The 21703-nt window shown below is 72.8% G+C and carries 23 protein-coding genes and 1 pseudogene; 19 read left to right on the plus strand and 5 right to left on the minus strand.

All coding sequences use genetic code 11. The annotated features are described in order from the left end of the window. Nucleotides 1-7: 7 nt before the first annotated feature. Together NW895_RS00185 and NW895_RS00190 are read right to left on the minus strand one after the other, a co-directional pair. Nucleotides 8-151: a hypothetical protein gene (locus NW895_RS00185; RefSeq protein ID WP_289932901.1), complete on the minus strand. Its 144-nt coding sequence runs from the start codon at nucleotides 149-151 to the stop codon at nucleotides 8-10. After that, nucleotides 151-918, minus strand: coding sequence for an SDR family NAD(P)-dependent oxidoreductase (locus NW895_RS00190; RefSeq protein WP_289932902.1), 768 nt, complete (start codon nucleotides 916-918; stop codon nucleotides 151-153). Before NW895_RS00190 ends, NW895_RS00185 begins: the two co-directional genes overlap by 1 nt. A 139-nt stretch (nucleotides 919-1057) precedes the next feature. Between NW895_RS00190 and NW895_RS00195 the strand changes: the two genes are divergently transcribed. Next, nucleotides 1058-1495, plus strand: a complete 438-nt coding sequence (locus NW895_RS00195; RefSeq protein ID WP_289932903.1) for an SgcJ/EcaC family oxidoreductase — start codon at nucleotides 1058-1060, stop codon at nucleotides 1493-1495. Nucleotides 1496-1624: 129 nt separating this feature from the next. Here the strand turns inward: NW895_RS00195 and NW895_RS00200 are convergent, their stop codons facing one another. Next, entirely contained in the window at nucleotides 1625-1960 is a 336-nt protein-coding gene (locus tag NW895_RS00200; RefSeq protein ID WP_289932904.1) for a YnfA family protein, read from the minus strand. A 189-nt stretch (nucleotides 1961-2149) separates the two neighbouring features. Here NW895_RS00200 and NW895_RS00205 point away from each other — a divergent pair, with 189 nt between their 5' ends. The 7 genes from NW895_RS00205 to NW895_RS00235 all read left to right on the plus strand — a co-directional run bounded on the left by NW895_RS00205 (nucleotide 2150) and on the right by NW895_RS00235 (nucleotide 8046). Next, entirely contained in the window at nucleotides 2150-2623 is a 474-nt protein-coding gene (locus tag NW895_RS00205) for a MarR family winged helix-turn-helix transcriptional regulator (RefSeq protein WP_289932905.1), read from the plus strand. A gap of 255 nt (nucleotides 2624-2878) precedes the next feature. Further along, nucleotides 2879-3847 carry an MFS transporter gene (locus NW895_RS00210; RefSeq protein ID WP_289933890.1) on the plus strand — a complete coding sequence of 323 codons (969 nt, stop codon included), beginning with the start codon at nucleotides 2879-2881 and terminating at the stop codon, nucleotides 3845-3847. Continuing rightward, on the plus strand, nucleotides 3817-4035 hold the full coding sequence (locus tag NW895_RS00215) for a hypothetical protein (RefSeq protein ID WP_289932906.1): 219 nt from the start codon (nucleotides 3817-3819) through the stop codon (nucleotides 4033-4035). Before NW895_RS00210 ends, NW895_RS00215 begins: the two co-directional genes overlap by 31 nt. A gap of 63 nt (nucleotides 4036-4098) precedes the next feature. Continuing rightward, nucleotides 4099-5187 carry an LLM class flavin-dependent oxidoreductase gene (locus NW895_RS00220; RefSeq protein ID WP_289932907.1) on the plus strand — a complete coding sequence of 363 codons (1089 nt, stop codon included), beginning with the start codon at nucleotides 4099-4101 and terminating at the stop codon, nucleotides 5185-5187. A gap of 359 nt (nucleotides 5188-5546) precedes the next feature. Continuing rightward, nucleotides 5547-6272: a response regulator transcription factor gene (locus tag NW895_RS00225; RefSeq protein WP_289932908.1), complete on the plus strand. Its 726-nt coding sequence runs from the start codon at nucleotides 5547-5549 to the stop codon at nucleotides 6270-6272. Nucleotides 6273-6278: 6 nt separating this feature from the next. Beyond that, nucleotides 6279-7718: a HAMP domain-containing sensor histidine kinase gene (locus NW895_RS00230; protein ID WP_289933893.1), complete on the plus strand. Its 1440-nt coding sequence runs from the start codon at nucleotides 6279-6281 to the stop codon at nucleotides 7716-7718. Beyond that, complete coding sequence (locus tag NW895_RS00235) at nucleotides 7705-8046, plus strand: hypothetical protein (protein WP_289932909.1); 342 nt, start codon at nucleotides 7705-7707, stop codon at nucleotides 8044-8046. Before NW895_RS00230 ends, NW895_RS00235 begins: the two co-directional genes overlap by 14 nt. Before the next feature lie 323 nt (nucleotides 8047-8369). On the opposite strand, the gene NW895_RS00245 is transcribed toward NW895_RS00235, so the two are convergent. Then, the gene (locus NW895_RS00245; RefSeq protein WP_289932910.1) at nucleotides 8370-8750 is read right to left on the minus strand and encodes an ArsR family transcriptional regulator; all 381 of its coding nucleotides are present in this window, start codon (nucleotides 8748-8750) and stop codon (nucleotides 8370-8372) included. A gap of 97 nt (nucleotides 8751-8847) precedes the next feature. Between NW895_RS00245 and NW895_RS00250 the strand changes: the two genes are divergently transcribed. Continuing rightward, entirely contained in the window at nucleotides 8848-10125 is a 1278-nt protein-coding gene (locus tag NW895_RS00250; RefSeq protein WP_289932911.1) for an MFS transporter, read from the plus strand. A 375-nt stretch (nucleotides 10126-10500) separates the two neighbouring features. Here NW895_RS00250 and NW895_RS00255 read toward each other — a convergent pair whose 3' ends face one another. Then, entirely contained in the window at nucleotides 10501-11154 is a 654-nt protein-coding gene (locus NW895_RS00255) for a ScbR family autoregulator-binding transcription factor (RefSeq protein ID WP_289932912.1), read from the minus strand. Between the two features lie 208 nt (nucleotides 11155-11362). Between NW895_RS00255 and NW895_RS00260 the strand changes: the two genes are divergently transcribed. The 10 genes and pseudogenes from NW895_RS00260 to NW895_RS00305 all read left to right on the plus strand — a co-directional run. After that, on the plus strand, nucleotides 11363-12367 hold the full coding sequence (locus tag NW895_RS00260) for a ScbA/BarX family gamma-butyrolactone biosynthesis protein (protein WP_289932913.1): 1005 nt from the start codon (nucleotides 11363-11365) through the stop codon (nucleotides 12365-12367). After that, entirely contained in the window at nucleotides 12361-13491 is a 1131-nt protein-coding gene (locus NW895_RS00265) for an oxidoreductase (protein ID WP_289932914.1), read from the plus strand. The genes NW895_RS00260 and NW895_RS00265 overlap by 7 nt, the downstream gene beginning before the upstream one ends. Beyond that, nucleotides 13488-14318, plus strand: coding sequence for an HAD-IB family phosphatase (locus tag NW895_RS00270; protein WP_289932916.1), 831 nt, complete (start codon nucleotides 13488-13490; stop codon nucleotides 14316-14318). The genes NW895_RS00265 and NW895_RS00270 overlap by 4 nt, the downstream gene beginning before the upstream one ends. An 83-nt stretch (nucleotides 14319-14401) precedes the next feature. Next, entirely contained in the window at nucleotides 14402-15013 is a 612-nt protein-coding gene (locus tag NW895_RS00275) for a TetR/AcrR family transcriptional regulator (RefSeq protein ID WP_289932917.1), read from the plus strand. A 145-nt stretch (nucleotides 15014-15158) separates the two neighbouring features. Then, nucleotides 15159-16187: a LysR family transcriptional regulator gene (locus NW895_RS00280; protein WP_289932918.1), complete on the plus strand. Its 1029-nt coding sequence runs from the start codon at nucleotides 15159-15161 to the stop codon at nucleotides 16185-16187. 320 nt (nucleotides 16188-16507) lie between these two features. Next, the gene (locus NW895_RS00285) at nucleotides 16508-17488 is read left to right on the plus strand and encodes a nitronate monooxygenase (protein ID WP_289932919.1); all 981 of its coding nucleotides are present in this window, start codon (nucleotides 16508-16510) and stop codon (nucleotides 17486-17488) included. Nucleotides 17489-17750: 262 nt separating this feature from the next. Next, nucleotides 17751-18341, plus strand: a complete 591-nt coding sequence (locus NW895_RS00290) for a YciI family protein (RefSeq protein WP_289932920.1) — start codon at nucleotides 17751-17753, stop codon at nucleotides 18339-18341. A gap of 70 nt (nucleotides 18342-18411) precedes the next feature. After that, entirely contained in the window at nucleotides 18412-19848 is a 1437-nt protein-coding gene (locus NW895_RS00295) for an FAD-binding protein (protein WP_289932922.1), read from the plus strand. Between the two features lie 31 nt (nucleotides 19849-19879). Then, a complete protein-coding gene (locus NW895_RS00300; protein WP_289932923.1) occupies nucleotides 19880-20812 on the plus strand; it encodes a hypothetical protein in 933 nt (310 codons plus the stop codon). Further along, a pseudogene (locus tag NW895_RS00305) lies at nucleotides 20809-21703 on the plus strand (hypothetical protein); the annotation flags it as partial. The gene NW895_RS00300 and the pseudogene NW895_RS00305, both read left to right, overlap by 4 nt.

A 21703-nucleotide genomic window follows, 5' to 3' on the forward strand; every position in this document is an offset into this window, starting at 1 on the left:
TGTGCCGTCACTTCGCGTGCAGCACCGCGTAGATCATGACGAACGCCACGATGTGGATGCCGAAGAGGAAGTAGGCGAGCCACCACCACATGTGGCGTTCGTTCTTCGTTTCCAGGGCGCGGCGCTGCCGTTCCCGTTCGGCGTCCGGCATCACAGTTCCCGGTGGACCTTGGTGTTCGAGGCCTGGGCGCGTGGGCGGAGGATCAGGAGGTCCACGTTGACGTGGCTGGGGCGGGTGACCGCCCAGGTGATGGTGTCGGCGACGTCGTCGGCGGTGAGGGGTTCGGCGACGCCCTCGTAGACCTTGGCCGCCTTCTCGGCGTCGCCGCCGAAGCGGGTCAGGGCGAACTCGTCGGTCCTGACCATGCCGGGGGCGATCTCGATGACGCGGACCGGCTGGCCGACGATCTCCAGGCGGAGGGTCTCGGCGAGGACGTGGGCGCCGTGCTTGGCGGCGACGTAGCCCGCGCCGCCCTCGTAGGTGCCGTGGCCGGCCGTGGAGGAGACGACGACGACCGTGCCGTCGCCGCTCGCGACCAGCTTCGGGAGCAGGGCCTGGGTGAGGTTCAGGGTGCCGATGACGTTCGTCTCGTACATCTGGCGCCAGTCGGCCGGGTCGCCGGTCGCGACCGGGTCGGCGCCGAGCGCGCCGCCCGCGTTGTTGACGAGGACGCCGATCGTCCTGAACGCCGTCGCGAACTCGTCCACGGCGGCGCGGTCGGTCACGTCGAGCGCGTATGCCGTCGCCGAGTGGCCGGCCGCGTTGATCTCCTCGGCGAGCGCCTCGATACGGTCCTTGCGGCGGGCGGTGAGGACGACGCGGTATCCGGCGGCGGCGAGCTGCCGGGCCGTGGCGGCGCCGATTCCGCTGCTCGCACCGGTGACGACGGCGATGCGGGACGGTGCGGCGGTGGCCATGGGCTGCTCCTCGGGCGTGGGCGGAAGGCTGCCCGGCCAGGATAGGCAGGGCGGTTGGTGGTCTCGTTGTGCGGTCGGCTCGCCCGGGGTGCGGTGGGACAATGAAGAAGGTGATCCCCTGTGCCGACGGAGGTGGATCATGGGACAGGCGCGCGAGGTCATGGACCGGCTCACCGAGGCCATCACCACGAATGCGGGGCCTCAGCGCATCGCGGAGCTGTACGCGGAGGACGCGGTCGCCGTCACCCCGGACGGCGGGGAGATCCACGGGCGCGACAACATCGCCGCGTACTGGCAGCAGATGACGGAGATGATTCCCGAGGGCACGTACGAGTCGGTGCACGCGTACGAGGTCGGCGACACGGCCATCGACGAAGGGTTCTTCAGCGGCCGTAACACCGGGCCGATCCAGCTGCCCTCCGGGGAGTCGCTGCCGGCGACGCAGAAGGAGGTCAGGATTCGAGGAGTGGACTTCGCCACCGTCGACGAGGACGGACGGATCGTCGACTACCGGCTCTACTTCGACGAGATGGAGTTCCTGGGTCAGCTGGGGCTGCTGCCCGAAGAGCCGGCCTGAGGGGTCCTTTCACTGTGCCCGTCCGGGTCGCGCGGCCTGGCACCGCACCTCGCCGCGTTGCCATGCACGGCACCAGACCACGCGACCTGATCGGACGCTCATAGTGAAAGGACCCCTGAGTGCGCTCCCTCAGCTGCCCCGCGGCGCCCACATGATCACCGCCATGCCCGCGAGGCAGATCAGCGCGCCCGTCACGTCCCAGCGGTCGGGGCGATAGCCGTCCGCGACCACGCCCCACAGGATCGAGCCGGCGACGAAGATCCCGCCGTACGCGGCGAGGACGCGGCCGAAGTGGGCGTCGGGCTGGAAGGTGGCGACGAAACCGTACGCGCCGAGGGCGAGGACACCGCCGGCGGCCCAGAGCCAGCCGCGGTGCTCCCGCACTCCCTGCCAGACCAGCCAGGCCCCGCCGATCTCCAGCAGGGCGGCGAGGACGAACAGGGCCGCGGAGCGCAGGATCAGCATGCCCGCAGCTTCGCATGGCCGCCGAGAGCCCTGACGCCCGGCGTCACCTGATGGACGGAGCCCGGCGGGCGGGCCCGGTCGGCGCGTCATACGATCTCCGCGCGGCCCAGGCGAGCAGGAGTGAAGGGGAGCGAGGGGGAGCGAGGGAGAGCGAAAAGGAGCGAAGGGGAGCGAAGGGGAGCACGGGATATGGCCGGGACAACGCGGGCGCGGCTGCTGGACGAGCTGTCCACGGTCTCCCGGCGCACCATGGCCTCGTACGCCCTGTTCAACCAGGCCGTCGCCGACCACCTCGGCCTGCACCCCACGGATCTGCAGTGTCTGAACCTGCTCACGCTGGAGGGCGGCCCGGTGACGACGGGCCGGATCGCCGAGCTGACGGGGCTGACGACCGGGTCGGCGACGCGGCTGGTGGACCGGCTGGAGAAGGCGGGGTACGTCGTCCGGGACCGGGACACGGCCGACCGGCGGCGGGTGCTGGTGGTGACGGTGCCGGAGAAGGCCGCGGAGTTCGGGCGGCTGTGGGAGCAGCTGGGTGACGGCTTCTCCGCCCTCTTCGACGACCTGGACGATGCCCAACTGGCCTTGATCGTCGACCATATGAGGCGGACGGCGGATTTCTGCGCTGGGCAGGTGGCGCGGTTGCGTGCCGGGGACGTCTGACGCGCAACGGCTCTGGAATTCGGTTGAGGGCCGGTGCGGACGTGCGTACCGTTCCTCGGGTGATGAGCCCCGAGTCGGACAGAACGGAGCCGCCGGTCGCCCGGCGGCGGGCCGTCTGACCGGTGACCGACCGGTTCCTCGATCGCTCTCGCTTCCGGCGACCGGACACGCGCTCCGTGTGTCCGCTGCCCCTCGGCGCGCGGCACGCGGATGTTCCTGACCGCGTAGGCCCACGCTGGAGTCGATCCGTTGCCTGTGTTCATCCATGTCCTCGCCCTTGCCGTCTTCGCGCAGGGCACCTCCGAGTTCATGCTGTCCGGTCTCGTACCGGGCATCGCCCGTGACCTGTCCGTGCCGGTGGCGGCCGCCGCGAGCCTGACGTCCGCGTACGCCGTCGGGATGGTCGTCGGTGCGCCGGTGATGGCGGCGCTGAGCGCGCGGTGGCCGCGTCGCCGGGCGCTGGCGGGGTTTCTGGCCGCGTTCGTCGTCGTGCATGGCGTCGGCGCGGTCACGACGGACTTCGCCGTGCTGTTCGCGACGCGGGTGGTCGCCGCGGTCGTCAACGCGGGCTTCCTCGCGGTCGCGATGTCCGTGGCGACGGCGCTGGTCGTCCCGGCCGGGCAGGCCAGGGCGACCGCCGTCCTGCTGGCGGGGGTGACGCTGTCGTGCGTGGCCGGGGTGCCCGCGGGTGCGTTGCTCGGAGACCGGTTCGGCTGGCGATCGGCCTTCTGGGCGGTGGCCGTGCTGTGCCTGCCCGCCCTGGCGCTCGTGTTCCGGTCCGCGCCGGCCGACGCGGACGGTGGGCGCGGGGTGTCGCTGCGGCAGGAAGCTCGGGCGCTGAGGTCGCGGCCCGTGCAGCTGGCGCTGGTGCTCGCGGCCGTGGTCAACGGGGCGACCTTCGCGACCTTCGCCTACCTGGCCGTCATCGCCACGGATGTCGCCCGCCTGCCCGGGGGCTGGGTTCCCGGGCTGCTCGCGGCGTTCGGTGCGGGTGCCTTCGCCGGAGTGACCGTGGCCGGCCGCACGGGCGACGGACGGCTCCGGAAGGGGCTGGTCACGGCTCTGTGTGCGTGCTGCCCGCAGGGTGGGCGGCGCTGGCCATGGCCAGCCCTGATGCTGCCTCGCTGTGCACGCTGGCGGTCGTGCAGGGCGGGCTGTCCTTCGGTATCGGTTCGGCACTCGTCAGCCGTGTCATGCACGTCGCGTCCCACGCTCCCGCGCTGAGCGGGTCGTTCGCCACCGCGGCCCTGAACGCCGGCGCGTTGGTGGGCCCGCTGCTCGCCGGCGTCGCCACCGAGAGCACGGGCGACTACCGGTACGCCGCCTGGGTCAGCGCCGGGCTGGCCGTGGTGGCGGTCGGTGTCACGGGGGTCGTGCGCGATCACGCGTCACCCGGCCGCGCGGAGGAATAACGTCGGAGGGTGGACCGTTCGAGGCTATAGTTGAACGGTCAACAACCTGGAGGGTGAGCGACCATGCAGTTCGGGATCTTCAGCGTCGGGGACGTCACCCCGGACCCGACCACCGGGCGGACGCCGACCGAGCGCGAGCGCATCAAGGCCATGGTCGCCATCGCGCTGAAGGCCGAGGAGGCCGGGCTCGACGTCTTCGCGACCGGCGAGCACCACAATCCGCCGTTCGTGCCCTCCTCGCCGACGACCATGCTCGGCTATATCGCGGCGCGGACGGAACGGCTGATCCTGTCCACCGCCACCACGCTCATCACCACCAACGACCCGGTGAAGATCGCCGAGGACTTCGCGATGCTCCAGCACCTGGCCGACGGTCGGGTGGACCTGATGATGGGGCGCGGCAACACCGGGCCGGTGTACCCGTGGTTCGGCCAGGACATCCGGCAGGGCATTCCGCTCGCCATCGAGAACTACGCCCTGCTGCACCGGCTGTGGCGCGAGGACGTGGTGGACTGGGAGGGGAAGTTCCGTACGCCCCTGCAGGGTTTCACGGCCACGCCCCGCCCGCTGGACGGCGTGCCGCCGTTCGTCTGGCACGGGTCGATCCGGTCGCCGGAGATCGCCGAGCAGGCCGCGTACTACGGCGACGGGTTCTTCCACAACAACATCTTCTGGCCGGCCGACCACACCAAGCGGATGGTGGAGCTGTACCGGAGCCGGTACGCCCACTACGGGCACGGTACCCCCGAGCAGGCCATCGTCGGGCTCGGCGGGCAGGTGTTCATGCGGCGGAACTCCCAGGACGCGGTGCGCGAGTTCCGGCCCTACTTCGATGTCGCGCCCGTGTACGGGCACGGGCCGTCGCTGGAGGAGTTCACGGAGCAGACTCCGCTGACCGTCGGTTCCCCGCAGCAGGTGATCGAGAAGACCCTGTCGTTCCGTGAGTACGCCGGGGACTACCAGCGCCAGCTGTTCCTGATGGACCACGCCGGGCTGCCGCTGAAGACGGTCCTCGAACAGATCGACATGCTCGGCGAGGAGGTCGTGCCGGTGCTGCGGGAGGAGTTCGCCAAGGTCCGGCCCGCCGGTGTGCCGGACGCGCCCACCCACCGGTCCCTGCTCGCCGCGGCGAAGGAGGAAGCCGCCGTCTGAGGCTCGTCGCCTGCGACGGGCTGGGCATGCCCGTCTGCCGTCTGCCGTCCGCCGCCCGCCGACCGGTCGGCCGAGGCCGCTCTGCATGCCGTCGGCGGGGGCCGGTGGTGGGCGGCGGTGGTGGGCGGTGCTCGGCCGGTGTCGGGGAGGTGTGGCTGGGCTTCGGCCGGGTCGGGGTGCTGTGGGGGCCGGTGGTAGGGGCAGGTCGCGCGTGACCTCGCCGGGTCGTTCAGGCCGGCGGGGGTCTGGGGCGAAGCCCCCGCAGGCGCGGCTGCGGCAGGGTGAGAGGCCAGTAAGAAGGGTGACCGTAAGAGCGCTCACCTCGGCTCAATCGCCGGAGGCCTTGGCACACTGGGTCCGTGCCCCACACTGTGCTCCTCGCCGAAGACGACCGCGCCATCCGCCACGCGCTGGAGCGTGCCCTGACCCTGGAGGGCTACCAGGTCACCGCGGTCGCCGACGGCGTCGAGGCGCTGGCGCAGGCTCACCGCAACCGGCCGGACGTCCTCGTGCTGGACGTGATGATGCCCGGCATCGACGGGCTCCAGGTGTGCCGGGTACTGCGCGCCGAGGGCGACCGCACACCCATCCTGATGCTGACGGCGCTGGTGGAGACCGCGGACCGGATCGCGGGCCTGGACGCCGGCGCCGACGACTACGTCGTCAAGCCCTTCGACGTCGAGGAGGTCTTCGCCCGGCTGCGCGCCCTGCTGCGCCGCACCGCCCCGGTCACCGCGGGCGCGGGCGGCGCCCCCGCCGACGTGCCGAAGCCGCAGCTGCACGAGCGGTCCATTCAGGCCGCCGGCCTGCGCATGGACCCGCAGGCGCGCCGGGCCTGGCGGGGGCAGCGGGAGCTGGAGCTGACCCGCACCGAGTTCGAGCTGCTGGAGCTGCTGGTCCGCAACGCGGGCATCGTCCTCGACCACTCCACGATCTACGACCGCATCTGGGGCTACGACTTCGGTCCGGGCTCCAAGAACCTCGCCGTCTACGTCGGCTACCTACGGCGCAAGCTGGACGAGCCGGGCGCTCCCCAGCTGATCCACACGGTGCGCGGGGTGGGTTACGTGCTGCGGGAGGACTGAGTGGGCCTGGGCCGCATCGGTCGGCTGCCGGCGCTGAGGCGGCCCCGGCTGGTCTCCCTGCGCACCACCTTCGCCGTGTCGTTCGCGGCCGTCACCGCCGCCGTCACCGTCCTCGTCGGCGTGCTGTCCTACAGCGCCGCCGCCCGGCTGGTCCGCGTGGACCAGGAGTCGGTGTTCGACCAGGTCGTACAGGACCTGCGCGAGGAGGTGCGGCAGCACCGGATGACGCCCGGCGACTTCTCCTCCTCCGCGCCGGGTCATGACATCGTGCGCCCGGCCCGCACGGACGTGCAGGTGCTCGGGGCGAACGGCAAGGTGTCCGACCCGGGCAGCCCGGGGCTGCCGGTCGCCGACGCCGACCGGAGGATCGCGACCGCCGTCAGGGCCGGGCGGATGATCGAGCACAAGGACGTCGGCGTGGGCAGCGACGTCTACCGCGTCGCGACCGTCTCCCTGGGCGGCGGCCGGGGCGCGGTGCAGGTCGCGCAGGAGTTCAGCGACACCGAGGACCTGCTGCGGACCCTGCAGCAGCGCACGCTGATCCTCATGGCCGCCGTCGTGACCGCCGCCGGTCTGTTCGGCTGGTGGCTGGCCCGGCGCATCACCCGCCGCCTGGTGATCCTCACCTCCGCCGCCGAGGACGTCGCCCGCACCCGCCGGCTCGGCATCCAGGTGCCGGTCGCCGGCAAGGACGAGGTGGGCCGCCTCGGCCGCGCCTTCGACCGCATGCTGGGCCGCCTCGCCCAGTCCGAGGAGGACCATCGCCGCCTGGTCCAGGACGCCGGCCATGAGCTCCGTACGCCGCTGACCTCCCTCCGTACGAACATCTCCTTGCTGCGCAGGATCGACGAGCTGTCCCCGGCCACCCGGGAGGACCTCGTGGCGGATCTGACGCAGGAGGCCCGCGAGCTGACCGACCTGGTCAACGAGCTGGTCGATCTCGCGGCCGGCCAGTCCGACGCCGAGCCTCCGCAACGGGTCGACCTCGCCGAGATCGCCGAGGACGTCGCGGGCCTGGCCCGGCGCCGCACCGGACGGGAGATCGTCGTCCGCGCGAGCGGCGACACCACCACCGACGGCCGTCCGGGCATGCTGCAGCGGGCGGTGTCGAACCTGGTGGAGAACGCCGCGAAGTTCGACCGCACCGCGGGCGGGCCCATCGAGATCGACATCACCGGGCCCGCGCGCCCCGGCACGGTTCGCGTCGAGGTCCGCGACCGCGGCCCCGGTATCGCCGACGGCGACCTGATCCGCGTCTTCGACCGCTTCTACCGCGCCGCCGACGCCCGCTCCCTGCCGGGGTCGGGTCTCGGCCTGTCCATCGTGCGGGAGGTGGCGCTCGCGCACGGCGGGGCGCCGTTCGCGCGCCGACGGGACGGGGGTGGCTCGGTGATCGGGTTCACGGTGGGCGGGGGGCCTGCCGAGAGCGGCCATGGAGACGCCTGAGGGACACCTCCTCTGGGCCGCCCGGATCCGCCCCGACGGCCGCCCCGGCTCCGGCGTGCGGACCGTTCGGCAGGGCGGCGCCATCGCTGCCGCGAGTCCCGCGCTGTCCGGGCGGGACCGGAGTGCGGTGGCGGGGGAGGAGGGGGACGCGGTCGCCCTCGTACGGGAGGTGCCGCGGGAGGTCGGGCCGGCGTACCGTCCCTTCGGGGCGGCCGGGCTGATCGACGCGCTGGTACGGCGGATCCCCGGGCCGGCGCCTGGTGGGCCGCCCTTCCTCTGGATGGAGACGCAGACCTCCCCCGGGCCCGTGCCGCCGGGTGTGGGCTGACTGGACGCCGATGCGGAGAGGAAGGCACAGGGGCTGTTCGCCCTGTGCTGTCCCTACTCGTACGGGTGGTGGTCCATCCGGCGGCGCGGGGCCGCGGGCCGGGGGCGGCGGTGTCCCGGTTCGTCGTGGACGCTCTCGTACGGGATCACGGGCGGGCCGCGCTGATGGTGGACGTCGGCAACGGGCCGGCGATCGCCGCGTACGAGCGGGCCGGGATGCGCGGTATGCCTTCGGGGCGGCTACGGCGGTTCGGTGAGCGGGGTGCCGTGAGGGCTGACGGAGACCAGGGCGGGGCTCCCGGTCCCGCCCTGGTCTCCGTCAGCTCACGGCGTGTCCGGCGTCCATGCCGCCACCAGGTCCAGGAGTCCCGGGAAGCGGGCGTTGAGGTCGGCGACGCGGACGTGGCTGCGGCGCTCCAGGCCGTACTGGCGCTGGCGGGTGATGCCGGCCTCACGCAGGGCCTTGAAGTGGTGGGTGAGGGAGGACTTGGGGCGGTCCAGGCCGAACCAGCCGCAGGAGTGGTCGAACGACTCCGACTCCAGGAGGAGTTTGCGCACGATCCGCAGCCGCAGCGGGTCGCTCAGCGCCCCCAGCACCGTCTCCAGCCGCAGGTCCTCGACCGCCGGCTCGGGCAGCGGTTCCGGCAGGCCCTCCGGCTCCGGCAACACCTTGATGACCGGCACCTCTTGAGCCGTCGAAGACATAGGCAGCTCCCTATAACCCGAATCCTATGTACGAGTTCAATCGTACTGCATGCTAAGTTCGAATGGACTCGTACTGAGCTTGCCGGAGGGAGCACCCATGTCGGAGAGTCGGACCATGTCCGCCGAGGCGGTGGACGAACAGCAAGGCGCCGCGGCCCCCGTGGCCCACGAACAGCCGGAGCGGACCGCGGCCCGCACACCCACCTGGTGGGTGTGGCTGGCGGCATGGCCGGTCACCGCCGTCTTCGTCCTGTCCAACGCGGCGACGCCGCTCTACGTGCTGTGGCAGCGCGACATCGGGTTCTCCAAGGGCACCCTGACCGTCGTCTTCGCGCTCTACATCGTCGGCCTGCTCGGCTCGCTGCTCGTCTCGGGTGTCGTCTCCGACCGGCTGGGACGCAAACCCGTGCTGCTGCCCGCCCTGGCCCTCGGCCTGGCCGCCTGCGTGATCTTCGCGACGGCCACGACGGTGGCCGCGCTGATCGTCGCCCGGCTGTTCACCGGGATCGCTGTCGGCGCCGTCGTCTCCGCCGGCATGGCCGCCGTGACGGACGTGGCGGGCCCTGAGCGCAAGCGGCTGGCCGCGCTGCTGGCCTCGTGCGCGATGGTCTTCGGCGCCGGGCTGGGGCCGCTGCTCGCCGGGCTGCTGTCCGAGACGCTTCCCGCGCCCACCGTCACCGTCTTCGTCGTCGAGGCGGTCCTGCTGGCCACGGCGGTCCTCGCCGTCCTGCGCATGCCCGTACGCCGCCCCGCCGCGCCCGCCAAGGGCGCCTGGGTGCGGGTGCCCGGCGTACCGCAGGGCAACGGCATCCATCTCACGCTGGGCATCGCGGTGTTCGCGCCCGGCATCACCGCCACGTCCTTCGTGCTGTCGCTCGGCCCGACGCTGCTGACCGAACTGCTCGGCACCACCAGCCGGATCGTCTCCGGGGCCATGGCGTTCGCGATGTTCATCGCCGCCACCGGTGTCCAGTTCGCCGTGCAGAAGCTGCGCCGGCGCACCATCCTGACCGCCGGTGCGATCAGCACCACGTTCAGCATGGCCGCGCTGATCGCCGCCGTGCACGCCTCGTCGGTTCCTCTGCTCGTCGCCTCCGCCCTGCTGGCCGGGGCCGGCCAGGGCATGGGACAGCTCGGCGGCCTCTCCCTGCTCAACTCGACCGTCCCGCCGCAGCGGCTCGCCGAGGCCAACGCCGCGCTGAACGTGGGCGGTTACATTCCGGCGGGGCTCCTGCCGGTGTCCACGGGGTACCTCATGGACGCGGTGGGACTGCCCACCGGGGCGACCATCTTCGGCACCGTCCTGATGGGGCTGGCCGTCGTCGGCGGACTCGTGGTGCTCGCCGGTCACCGCCGGGTGTCCGAGCCGGCGTGAGCGTGCGGCGCGTGTGCCGTTCCCCTGTGCGACTGCGTGGCGGCGCTCTCCGGTTTCGGCCGAGGAGCGTCGCCGCGCGCGTCGCGCCTGCGGGTGGGGGTGGGCCGGGGCCGCGCCGGGGGGTGTCCGTCCTCGGTCCGGCGGGGCTGTCTCCTACGGAGGTGGAGGGTGATGGACGCCGGCCGCTGCGGGCGGACACCCCCCGGCACGGCCCCTTCTCGCCGTGGGCGGGTGCGGGTGGGTGGGGGTACGCGCCAATCCGCGTAGCTGCGGGCGGTCCCCCGAGGCGGCGCGGGGCGGGCCCCGGAGACGGAGGCGGGCCCTTCGCGCCGGGGGCCGGCGCGGGCGGGAGTATCCGGTGTGGAGCGACGTGCCTCAGTGTGCGCGGATGGCGTGGAAGAGCAACTCGCTCGTCTCCGCCCAGCGCTCCACGACGTCGGCCCTTCCCCGCAGTACGTCCGAGATGTGCTGTGCCCCGAAGAACGCGGCTACCAGTGAGCGTGCCGCCGCCTCGGGCGAGACGCCCGCCCGCAGCTCGCCCTCCTCCCGTGCCGCGACGAGCAGGGAGGCCAGGAGTTCGGTCCAGTCGACGTACGGGGTCGGCAGTTCGGCGTCGATGTGCGGACGCTCTATCTGCAGACGTGCGCCCGCCTGTACGACGATGTCGTCCCGGAACGCCGTCGCCGTACGCGCCAGCAGTTGCTCCGCGGTCCTCAGTGGTCCGAAGCCCTCCGCCAGAACCTCCTCGAGGAGCTGTGGCCACCGGGCGTAGTGCTCCTCCACCACCGCCACGGCGAGCGCTTCCTTGGACGGGTAGTGGAAGTAGACCGCCCCCTTGGTCATGTTCATGCGGTCAGCCACGTCCTTCACCGACGTGTGGCGGAAACCCTGCTCGGCGAACAGCTCGGACGCCGCGGTCAGCACCAGCAGCCGGGTGCGCGCGGACCGCTCCTGCTTGGGATCCGGTCCTCTCCTGGTGACGAACTTCTTCGGGGTGAACGCGGCGATGGCTGGCTGCGACTCGGACATGCTCGGTTCCTCTGGGTACGGCGGCCTCGGCCGGCGCGGGCGGGACTGTTCGGCCGGGACAGGCGGAATCATTCCGGCCGCATTGGCTCAAAACAATCCTCGGCACGATACCTTCTGGAAGGTATCTTTTCTCGCGTCGCTTCCCGTGAACGACGGGACCATAGCGGGCTCACTCCCGCTTCCGCGACCCGGAAAGGGAACAGAGAACTTGCACTTCGTACCGTCCCCCGCTGCTCCGCCGGACCTCGAAACCCTGCGACCCCCGTGCGGCGAACTCCGCTCGGACCGGCGCGTTCCGCGCGAGACCGTGCACAAGTCCGCCACCGCGGAAGTGCTGCTGACCGACGCGAAGCACCTGGGCGGCGACCGGTTCGCCGTGGCGGCCCGGTGGCACCGGGACCATTTCATCGGCCCTCTCGACGGACGGTCCTTCGACCCCGTGCTGCTGGCCGAGACGGCACGGCAGGCGGCCATTCACGTGTCCCACCGCTTCCTCGGCATCCCCTTCGAGCAGCCCTTCGTCCTCGGCGAGATCGCTGCCCAGCTGGACGGGGCGCTGCCGCCCCTGCGCGACGCGGTGCTGGACGTGCGGTGCCGGCGCACCGCCGGGCATCCTCGCCGCGCCTGCCTGGAACTGAACGCGAGGGTGTGGGCGGAGGGCCGGCCCGTCGGGCGCGCACGCGTGCGCTGGGAGGCCATGGAGCCACGCCGGTACGCGGTGCTCCGCAAGCGGGGCGCGGCGCAGCCGCCCGCGGGGGCCGGGGCGGCGGACGCGGATGCCGTTCCCCTGCCTCCGGCCCGGGCGGGGCTGCGGCTCGACCGGGACGTGCTCGTCGCCGCCGACGCGGGGCGGCCCGACCGGTGGTGGCTGCGACTGGATCCCGGCCACCCCGTCCTGTTCGACCACCCGTCGGACCACATCCCGGGCATGGCCCTCGTGGAGGCCTTCCGCCAGGCGTCCGGCGCCGCGGCGGTCGCCGGCGGCACCATCCGCCCCGAGTCCGTGCGGGACGTCGCCGCGCTCGCCGTCGAGTTCACCTCGTTCGGCGAGCACGACCTGCCGGTGGCCGTCTCGGCCGAGTCCGCCGAAGCCCACGAGGGGGCTGCCGCCTTCCAGCTGGCCGCCACACAGGGGGACCGCGCGCTCGCCCGTGCACGCGTACGGTGGGCGGCGCCCGAGCGCACCGGCTGCCGTACGGGGGCCGCGTGCTGACCGGGGAGCGGACGCGCCCGGCACGGCGCACATCGGTCCGCGGCCTGTCGGCCCTGACGGAGACCGCCCGCCGGGACGCCGCCGTCGCCGAGGCGCGGCGCGCGCTCACCGCCGATGTCGCCGGTGCGCTGACCCGCGCGGGCTTTCCGCGCCACTTCGTGCCACGCCGACAGGGCGGCGGCGCGGGGGAGTTCGCTCCCCTCGTGGCCGGCGCGGCGGCCGTCGGGGAAGCCTGCGCGTCCACGGCCTGGTGCGCCGCGCTGTTCGCCGCGCACGGTCGGCTGGCCGCCTATCTCCCGCCCGAGGGACAGCACGAGCTGTGGGCCGAGGGCCCGGACGTCCGGATCGCCGCCGCGGTCGTACCGCCCCAGGGCGACGCGGTGGCGGTCGACGGCGGATGGCGCCTCGACGGCGAGTGGCGGCCGGCCAGCGGGGTCGACCACGCGGACTGGATCCTGCTCGCCTCGTGGACGCACCGGGACGGAGAACCGGAGCACCGCGTCTTCGCCGTTCCCCGGTCGGCGGTGACCGTGGTGGACACCTGGCACTCCTCGGGGCTGCGGGGCACCGGCAGCAACACGGTGCGGTGCGAGGGGGTGGTGGTGCCGGAGCACCGGACGTACACGCTGGACGCGCTGCTGCGCCCGCAGTCCGGTGCCGCCCGGTGCCACGCCGTGCCGTATCCGATGGTCGCCGCGCTGATCTTCGCCGCTCCGCTGCTCGGCGTCGCCCGTGGCGCCCTGCGCGCCTGGACCGGCGAACGCGTCGCGGCGAAGCACCCGCATCCGGCGACGCACACCGTGCTGGCCCAGGCCTCGGCGCGGATCCACAGCGCCGGTCTGCTCCTCGACGGCGCGGCCGAGCGCGCCGACCGGGGCGAGATCACGCCGCTCTCGGTGGCCGAGAACCGCCGGGACGCCACCACCGCGGCCACACTGTGCCGCGAGGCGGTCGACGCCCTGTTCCACGCGTCCGGCCTGCGGGCCCAGTCCCCGGACAACACCGTGCAGCGTGCCTGGCGGGACGCCACGGCCATCGCGGGTCACGCCGCCCTGGACGCCGACGCCGCGGCCCGGGCGTACGCGGAAGCGGTGCTGTTCCCGGCGGACGGCCACGGGGCATGACCGGGACGGCCCCCGTTCCGGTCGCGTTCTTCGACGTCGACGAGACCCTCATCGCCGCGAAGAGCATGCTTGCCTTCTGGGACTTCTGGTCGGCTTCGCCGGAGGCCCGCCGGATCCCCGCGCACCCATCCGAACCGGGGGAGGGGCCGGCGAAGGGCCTGGAGACCGCGCACCGGGCCGGGCGGCCGGCACCGGCGACGGCCGCGGGCCCCGCCCTGGACGGTGGTGGCGTACCGGCCGACCGGTCCGTGCTGAACCGGGAGTACTACCGCCGGTTCACGGGCGTGCCGCTCGCCGATCTGCGGGCCGTCGCGCGCCGCTGGTACGACGCGTACCGCACGGGTGGGCGGGCGTTCCTGACCGCCGGGCTCGGCGCCCTCGCACGGCACCGGGCGCTCGGGCACGAGGTGGTGCTGGTCTCCGGCTCCCTGCGCCCCGTCCTGGACGCAGTGGCCGCGGACCTCGGCGCCACCGCCGTGCGGTGCGCCGAACAGGCCGTCACGCCGGACGGGTTGCTGACCGGTGAGATCGACCGCCCCATGATCGGGCGGGCCAAGGCCGACGCGGTCGAGGCCTTCCTCGCGGAGCGCGGGGCACACGGCCCGGACTGTCACGCGTACGGCGACCACGACAGCGACCTGCCCATGCTCCGCTCGGTCGGGCACCCGGTCGTGGTGGGCGGCTCGCCCGCGCTGCTGCGCGAGGCGACCCGGCTGGGCTGGCCGGTCCTCCCCGCGCACCGCGGCCCCCACCCGTCGCTCGCGGCCGGCCGACGACCCCGTCCCGCCCCAGGCAGGGGGCATGATCCGGCCGGAAGAGAGCGGTGATGTACGGCCGACTTTCCCCTCCTCGGAGCAATCCTTCCCAAGGGTATGTTTGTGCTCTCGATCAAGACCGGAGGGCACCCCGCATGGCCAAACAGGAAAGGGCACGGCGCACACGCGAGAAGGTGCTGGACGCCGCTGCCGAGGAGTTCGCCGCGCAGGGATACGACAGGGCCACGCTGAACGACGTGGCGAGGCGGACGGGGATGACCAAAGGGGCCCTCTACGGACACTTCCCGTCCAAGGAGATCCTCGCCGCCACCCTGCTGGCCCAGTCGCGGGAGGTGTGGGAGGAGATGCGGCTCGCCCGGGACGTGCCGGGTGCCGCGGCGCGGACGGTGCTGGAGGGGCTGGTCCTGGAGCTCGCCCGGCGCCTGAGGTCGGACATCAGGCTCAGGGCGGCCCTGCGGCTGGCGACCGACCTGCCGTGCCTGGCGCGGGCGACGCCGGATCTCTTCGACGACGTACGGCGCTACCTCGTCCACCTCGTCCGGCGGGCGCAGGAGGAGGGCGGCATGGCCCCCTACCCGCCGGAGCTGGTGGCAGAGCTGCTGCTGACCTCGATGCACGGCGCCCTGCACGCCTCGCAGTGCGACGACAAGCACGGCAGCGCACCCACCGGGGAGGCGGTGTGGCGGCTGCTGCTCGACGCGCTCGCCGGCGAGCGCGGAGGCGACGGTGACATGGCCGGGCGATGAGGATGTCGTTTCAGGCCCGTAAAAAATACCATCCCGAAGGAATTTTCTGTCATGATGGTGCTGTCCCGGTCCGCCGGGCCGCTCGCCGCACGGCCGCCAGCCGGTCCGCGGCCGCGGTCGCCATGAAATGACGGAGGGAAGCAGGATGAGTGTGCTGGACGAGAGGATCGGCCCCTTCTCGCTGGGGCAGACGGCCTCCGGCGCCGTCCCCGAGGAGCCGAACCAGGAGGGGATTCAGTGCGCTGTCACCCATGCCGAGCATGTTGACGACTTCGACATGCGACACCTTCGGTATTTCCTGACAGTGGTCCGCTCCGGCACGGTTTCCGCGGCCGCCAAGGAATTGCGCATATCGCAACCGAGCCTGAGTCAGCAGATCAAACGCCTGGAGCAGCGCATAGGGGCCGCCCTTTTCGTCCGAAGCCCCCGCGGCGTCGAACTGACGGCGGGCGGCCGGGCCTTTCTCCGGGAAATCCAGGGCATCCCGGGCCAGCTCCGGTCGGCCATCGCGGCCGCCGCGCCGACCCCCACGGTCTGGCCGGTCGGCGTGTGCGGCGGCGTACCGGCCGAGGTGCTGACCAAGGTGCAGAACGGCCTCGGCGGGCAGGGCCCGCACCCGATCAGAGGCCGTCCCGGACCCCAGCTGCGCATGCGCTCGGTCGGCGCGGCGGACCAGCCCGAGCTGCTGGAGCACGGCGAGATCGTGTTCGGGATCGTACGACTGCCGGTCACCACGCCCCGCCTCGCCCGGGCCGTCGTCTGGGACGAGCCGCTCGGCGTTGTCCTGCCCGCAACCCACCCGCTGGCCGACCGCCCCCGGCTGACCTGGGAAGACCTCTCCACGCAACGACTCCTCTGGTACGACGAGGGCTGCGCGCCCGGCTACGCCGACGCCGTGCCGGCCCAGCTGACGGCGCTGGGCTGGAACGCCGTGCTGCACCCCGTCGACCAGGACCAGCAGGCCCTGTTCGTCCATGCGCTGCAGACCACCCGCGATCTGGTGGCCCTGCGTCCGAGCGCGGCCGTGACGGATGATCCGCAACTCGTCTGGCGCCCGCTGCCCACCGCCGCCGCACCGCGCGAACGGCTGGCCGTGACCGCTCTGTCCGGCAGCCGTGCCGCCCGCTACCTGGGCAAGGTGGCCGCGCAGCGCGGTTGGCCCTATCACGCCTGACCTTCTTTCCGGCCTCATCGAACGGCCGGCCCGGAACTTCACGGTTCCGGGCCGGCCGTTTTTTGTTTCCCGCAGGAAAGGCAAAAGTAAACTTACCGAGCAGTCAGCTTACTGGTGAGTCACATTCCCCATAGTTGGGTGCCTATAGCTACTACGCGGTTTCCGTCTTGGACAGGCGCGATCGGTCGAACCTAGTCTCGTGTATGTGACACGGACCCGATTCGGTCATTCGGTCACACGGGAATTTCAGACCGATTTCCCATTGATATCCGATCCATTCCTGATCCATTCGGCTGCGGCCGGGAAAACAGGGGAGAAGCGTGATCTCGACCAAGCTGACGGAGCTGCTCGGCATCGACCATCCGGTCATCTGCGCACCCATGGGGTCCGTGTCCGGAGGACGGCTCACCACCGCCGTCACCCGCGCCGGCGGGCTGGGACTCGTCGGCGTCAGCTACGGCGACGCCGCCTTCATCGACGAACACGTGGCGCAGGCCGCGCAGGCGGGCGGCGTCTGGGGCGTCGGCTGCGTGATGTTCACCTTCGACGAGCGCCCCGGCCTGTGGGACAAGGTGCTCGGCTACGCCCCGCCGGTGATCGCCCTGTCGTTCGGCGACGAGGACCAGGTACGCCGGTACGTCGACTCCGCCGCGCAGAGCGGGGCCCATGTGGTGGTCCAGGTACACGACCGCGAACAGGCCGCCGTGGCCGTGCAGGCCGGAGCCTCCGTGCTGGTGGCCCAGGGGGCCGAGGCCGGCGGCCACCACAAGACCCAGGCGACGCTGCCGCTGATCCCGGCCGTGCTCGACATCACCCAGGGCGCGGTGCCCGTGGTCGCCGCGGGCGGCTTCGCGGACGGGCGGGGCCTGGCGGCCGCGCTGGCCCTCGGCGCCGACGGCGTGATGATGGGCACCCGCTTCGCCGTCACCGAGGAGTCGATGGGCACGCCAGGCTTCAAGACCTCGCTGGTGTCCGGGTCCACGGCGGACCTGGTCGACACCCGGGCCTTCGACGTCGTCCGGGGCATCCCCTGGGACGAGGTCTACCAGGCGCGGTCGGTGAGCAACGCCTTCACCCGCGCCTGGACCGGCCGCGACGCCGAACTCGCGGCCCGGCGCGCCGAGATCGAGCCCGAGTGGGCCGCGGCGGTCGCCCGCGACGACACGAGCCGGCGCGCGCTGTTCGCCGGCGAGGTCCTCGACCTGGTACAGGACGTCCGGCCCGCGGCGAGCGTCGTGCGCGACACGGTTGCCGAGGCCGAGGCGATCCTGCGCGGCCTGGCGGGACGCGTCACGCCCTGAGCCCGCGGAGCATTTTCCGGGATTCCCGGAGCCCCGGACCCCCGGAGTCGCTGAAGCCCCGGAGCTCCGGCCCCCCGGAGTCGCTGAAGCCCCCGGAGTTGCTGGGGCCTCCCGGAGTCGCTGGAGCCTCCGGTGTCCCCGGAGTCGCTGGAGCCTCCGGTGTCCCCGGTGTCCCGCTCCCCGCTGGGGTTTCCGCCCCCAACCCCCCTGTCCGAGCTGAGCACCCTCAGCCGTATCCCCTGCGTACAACCGGAGAACACTCGTGATCCACATCCTCACCCTCACCTACCTCCAGCCGCGCGAGACCGTCACCGCGCACCTGCCCGAGCACAAGGCATGGCTGCGCGAGCACGCCGACCAGGGCCGCATCCTGCTGAGCGGGCCCCGGCCGGACGGCGGAGCGGTCATCGTCACGGCCGACCTCGACGAGGCCACGGTCGCCGAACTCATCGAGAGCGACCCGTGGCACAAGCTCGGCATCGCGGCGTACGAGCGGATCGCCTTCGAAGGGAAGAACGCCAGCCCCGGCGTCGTCACCGCGGCCGAACCGGACGACAGCGTCCTGCTCATCAACGTGGCCACCACCGAGGACGCGCCCGCCACGGTGGACGCGCTGGCCTCCGCCGTCGAGCACGTCGCCGCCACCGCGGACGGCTTCCGCGGCTCCCGCCTGCTCACCAGCGTCGACGGCGACGCGGTGATCAACCTCGCGGCCTGGACCGACGAGAAGCGGTTCAACGCCATCTTCGACGACCCCGGGTTCACCAGCCGCTACCAGGCCTTCGCGCAGACCGTGACCGGCGCCAAGTACCGCCTCTACCGCACCAGCCGGGTCATCACCCCGAACCGCTGACCCCAGCCCCGCCCCGCACGCCGCACGCCGCACCCACCGCCACACCCCGCAACACCCGTAAGGAGCAACCATGTCCGTCTCGACCACGCCGGCCGAGTACGACCTCGTCGTCGTAGGATTCGGCGCCGCAGGCCTGTCGGCCGCCCTGTCCTTCGCCGAGGCCACCGAAGGACGCGACACGCCCACCCGGATAGCGATCCTCGAACGGTCCACCGAGGAGGAGCGCGGCGGCGCCACCCGCTGGACCGGCGCCTTCCTCCGCGTCGACCAGGACCGCAGGCTCGACACCGACTGGGCCGAGCACGTCAGCCGCGTCTCGGGCGGACTCGCCGACGTCGAGTACTGCCGCACGGTGGAGCGGGAGGCCCCGCAGACGCTCGCCTTCGTGGAGAAGCACGGCGTCGAGATCGCCTACGCGGACTTCCCGCTGCCGCACACCTTCGACGGCGGCGTCCCCTCCATGACCCCGCCCGCCAGCCCGCAGGGCGGCGGTGCCTCGATCGTCGAGCACCTGGGCGCGGCCCTGGAGCAGGACCCCCGCGTCGACATCCACTACGAGACGGAGGCGCTGCGCCTGACCACCGGCGAGGACGGTGCCGTCGACGGCGTCGTGGTCCGCGGCCCCGACGGCCGCACCCGGCGGCTGAACGGCCGCGCGGTGGTGCTGGCCTGCGGCGGTTTCCAGGGCAACACCGAGATGCTCACCCGGTACGTCGGCGACCGCGCCTGCGACCTGCCGCTGATCGCGCCGGGCATCGCCAACAACCGCGGCGACGCCCTGCGCATGGCCCTCGAACTCGGCGCGGACACGTCCGGCCAGTTCGACGGCATCCACGCCGAGCCGGTCGACCGCCGCACGCGCAAGGCCGACGCGGTGCTGTACGGCTTCAGCTGCGGCATCTTCGTCAACGGCCGCATGCAGCGGTTCTTCGACGAGGGCCGCGACACCTGGGACAACACCTTCGAGCACGTCGGCTACGAGATCTGGAAGAACCAGGACCAGGAGGCGTACTGGATCGCCGACGCCAAGACGCTCGCCATCCCGGGGATCATGAACTCGCTGCTCAGCGACGTACCGCCGGAGCAGGCGGACACCCTGGAGGAGCTCGCCGACAAACTCGGCATCGACGCCGAGGGGTTGCAGAAGAGCGTCGCCGAGTTCAACGCGGCCGTGGGCCCCGGGGAGTTCGACCCGACCCGCCTCGACGGCAAGAGCACGGTCGGCCTCACGCCGCCGAAGTCGAACTGGGCCACGCCCCTGGACACCGCGCCGTTCATCGGCGTCCCGGTGACGGCCGCCATCTGCTTCACGTACGGAGGGGTCCGCACCGACCTCGACGCCCGGGTCGTCACCCCGTCCGGCACCGCCATTCCCGGCCTGTACGCCGCCGGTGAGGCCACCGGCCTCTTCTACAAGGCCTACCCGCCGGCCACGTCCGTCCTGCGCTCGCTGATCTTCGGCCGGCTCGCCGCCCACCACGCGGCCGCGGCCCAGCAGTCCACCTGACCCCACCTCACGTCAGCCTTCTGGAGGCTCCATGAGTATCGTCAACATCGACGTCACCCTTCGCGACGGCGGTTATCGCAACGGCTTCGACTTCCCGCTCGGCTACGCCCTGAAGCACGCGAAGCTGAGTGTCGAGGCCGGGTTCGACTGGGTCGAGATCGCCTACCGCAAGGGCTCGCTCGCCCCGATACCCAACCTGGGGCTCACCGGCCGCGGTGACGACGACTACATCGCGGCGATGGCCCAGGAGATCGGGCCGAGGCGGGTCGCGATGATCCTGCACCCGAAGAACATCACCCGGAACGACCTGCCCGCCATGTACGCGGCCGGAGCGCGTCTGGTCCGCATCATCCTGCCCGCCAAGGGCTACGAGGCCGGCCTGGACTACATCCGCCAGGCCAGGGACATCGGCTTCGCGGTGGGCGTCAACTTCGCCCGGATCAGTCAGTGGGCGGGGCGCGACGTGGTCGAGGTGGCCGCGGCGGCGACCGACGCGGGCGCCGAGGTCGTCTACCTGGCCGACTCCAACGGCAGCCTGTCGCCGGTGGACACCGCCGACCTGACCACCCTGACCAAGTCGGTCACCGGGGGCCCGGTGGGGCTGCACGCCCACAACAACCTGGGGCTCGCCCTGGCCAACGCCATCAGCGCCGAGGCCGCCGGCGCGACCTGGATGGACTCCTCGATCCAGGGCATGGGCAAGGGGCCGGGCAACCTCATCGCCGAGCAGTGGCTGGCGCACCTGGACCGTACGGACCCTGAGGCCGCCGCGCGCCTCAACCTGGCGGCCGTGCTGGAGTTGGCGGATCTGCTGCTCGCCAACGTTCCGGAGGGCACGCCGTCGCTGCCGCTGCCGGATCTGGTGCTGGGCCGCTACGACCTGCCCGTCGAGCATCGCAAGGAGCTGCTCGGCGAGCACGGCGAGGCCATCGCCACCGCGCGCACCCTCGCAGGCGTCCGGTGACCCACGCCGGACCTGCCGTGCCGACGGCGGTCTACGGACCGCGGGCCGCCGTCGGCACGGCGCACGCGCTGGTCTTCGCGCCCGTCACGCCCTGCTGGGACGAGGGGGCGTTCTTCACCCCCGTCATCGAGGTGCTGGCAGGGGCGGGGCTGCGGGTGACGGTGGTCGACACGCTCGCCCTCTGGGACGAGGACGTGCACACCCTGACCGACCTCGTCGCCCGCTGGCGGGCCCTGCTCCCCGCCTTCGGCCGTGTCGACCTCCTGTGCGGGAACGCCCTGGGCGGAGCCGTGGCCCAGGGCCTCCTTCCCCACCTCACCCCCGACACCGCCACCCTCCTCGTCTCCGGCCCCGCCCGCACGGACCCGGTCCTGGCCCACCGACTCACCCAGATCGCCGACCTGGCGGCACAGGGGCATACGGAGGCAGCCCTCGCCCTGCTGCACCGGAGGATCCAGCCGGACAGCCCACCGCCGCCCGGCACCGGCGCAACGAAAACCACCGCCGCACCTGCGGTGACGGCCGCCGGGTGCGCCGAAGTCGGCGGGGGCCCTGCGGGGCCGGCCGCCGGACGCGTGGACGCCGGCGACGGTCCTGCACAGGGCGGCAAGGTTTCCGCGCGGGCCGGAAGCGGCCTGGCCGGGGCCGGTGACGGCCCTGCGGGGGTCGGAAACGGGCCTGCGGCAGACAGCAACGGCCTTGCGGAAGTCCGCAACGGCCTGGCGGCAGCGAGCGACGGCGGGCCGGGGAGCGCCGACGGCGCGGCTGACGCTTCCGGCCGTCTCGCCGGGAGCGCCGACGGGTCGGCAGGTGTCTCCGGCCGCCTCGCCGGAGTCGGCGGCGGATCCGCGGGGGTCGGAGCGGGCCCTGTGGGTGCCCGCGATGGTCTGG

The sequence above is a fragment of the Streptomyces sp. S.PNR 29 genome, from assembly GCF_030386795.1.
Taxonomy (GTDB): domain Bacteria; phylum Actinomycetota; class Actinomycetes; order Streptomycetales; family Streptomycetaceae; genus Streptomyces.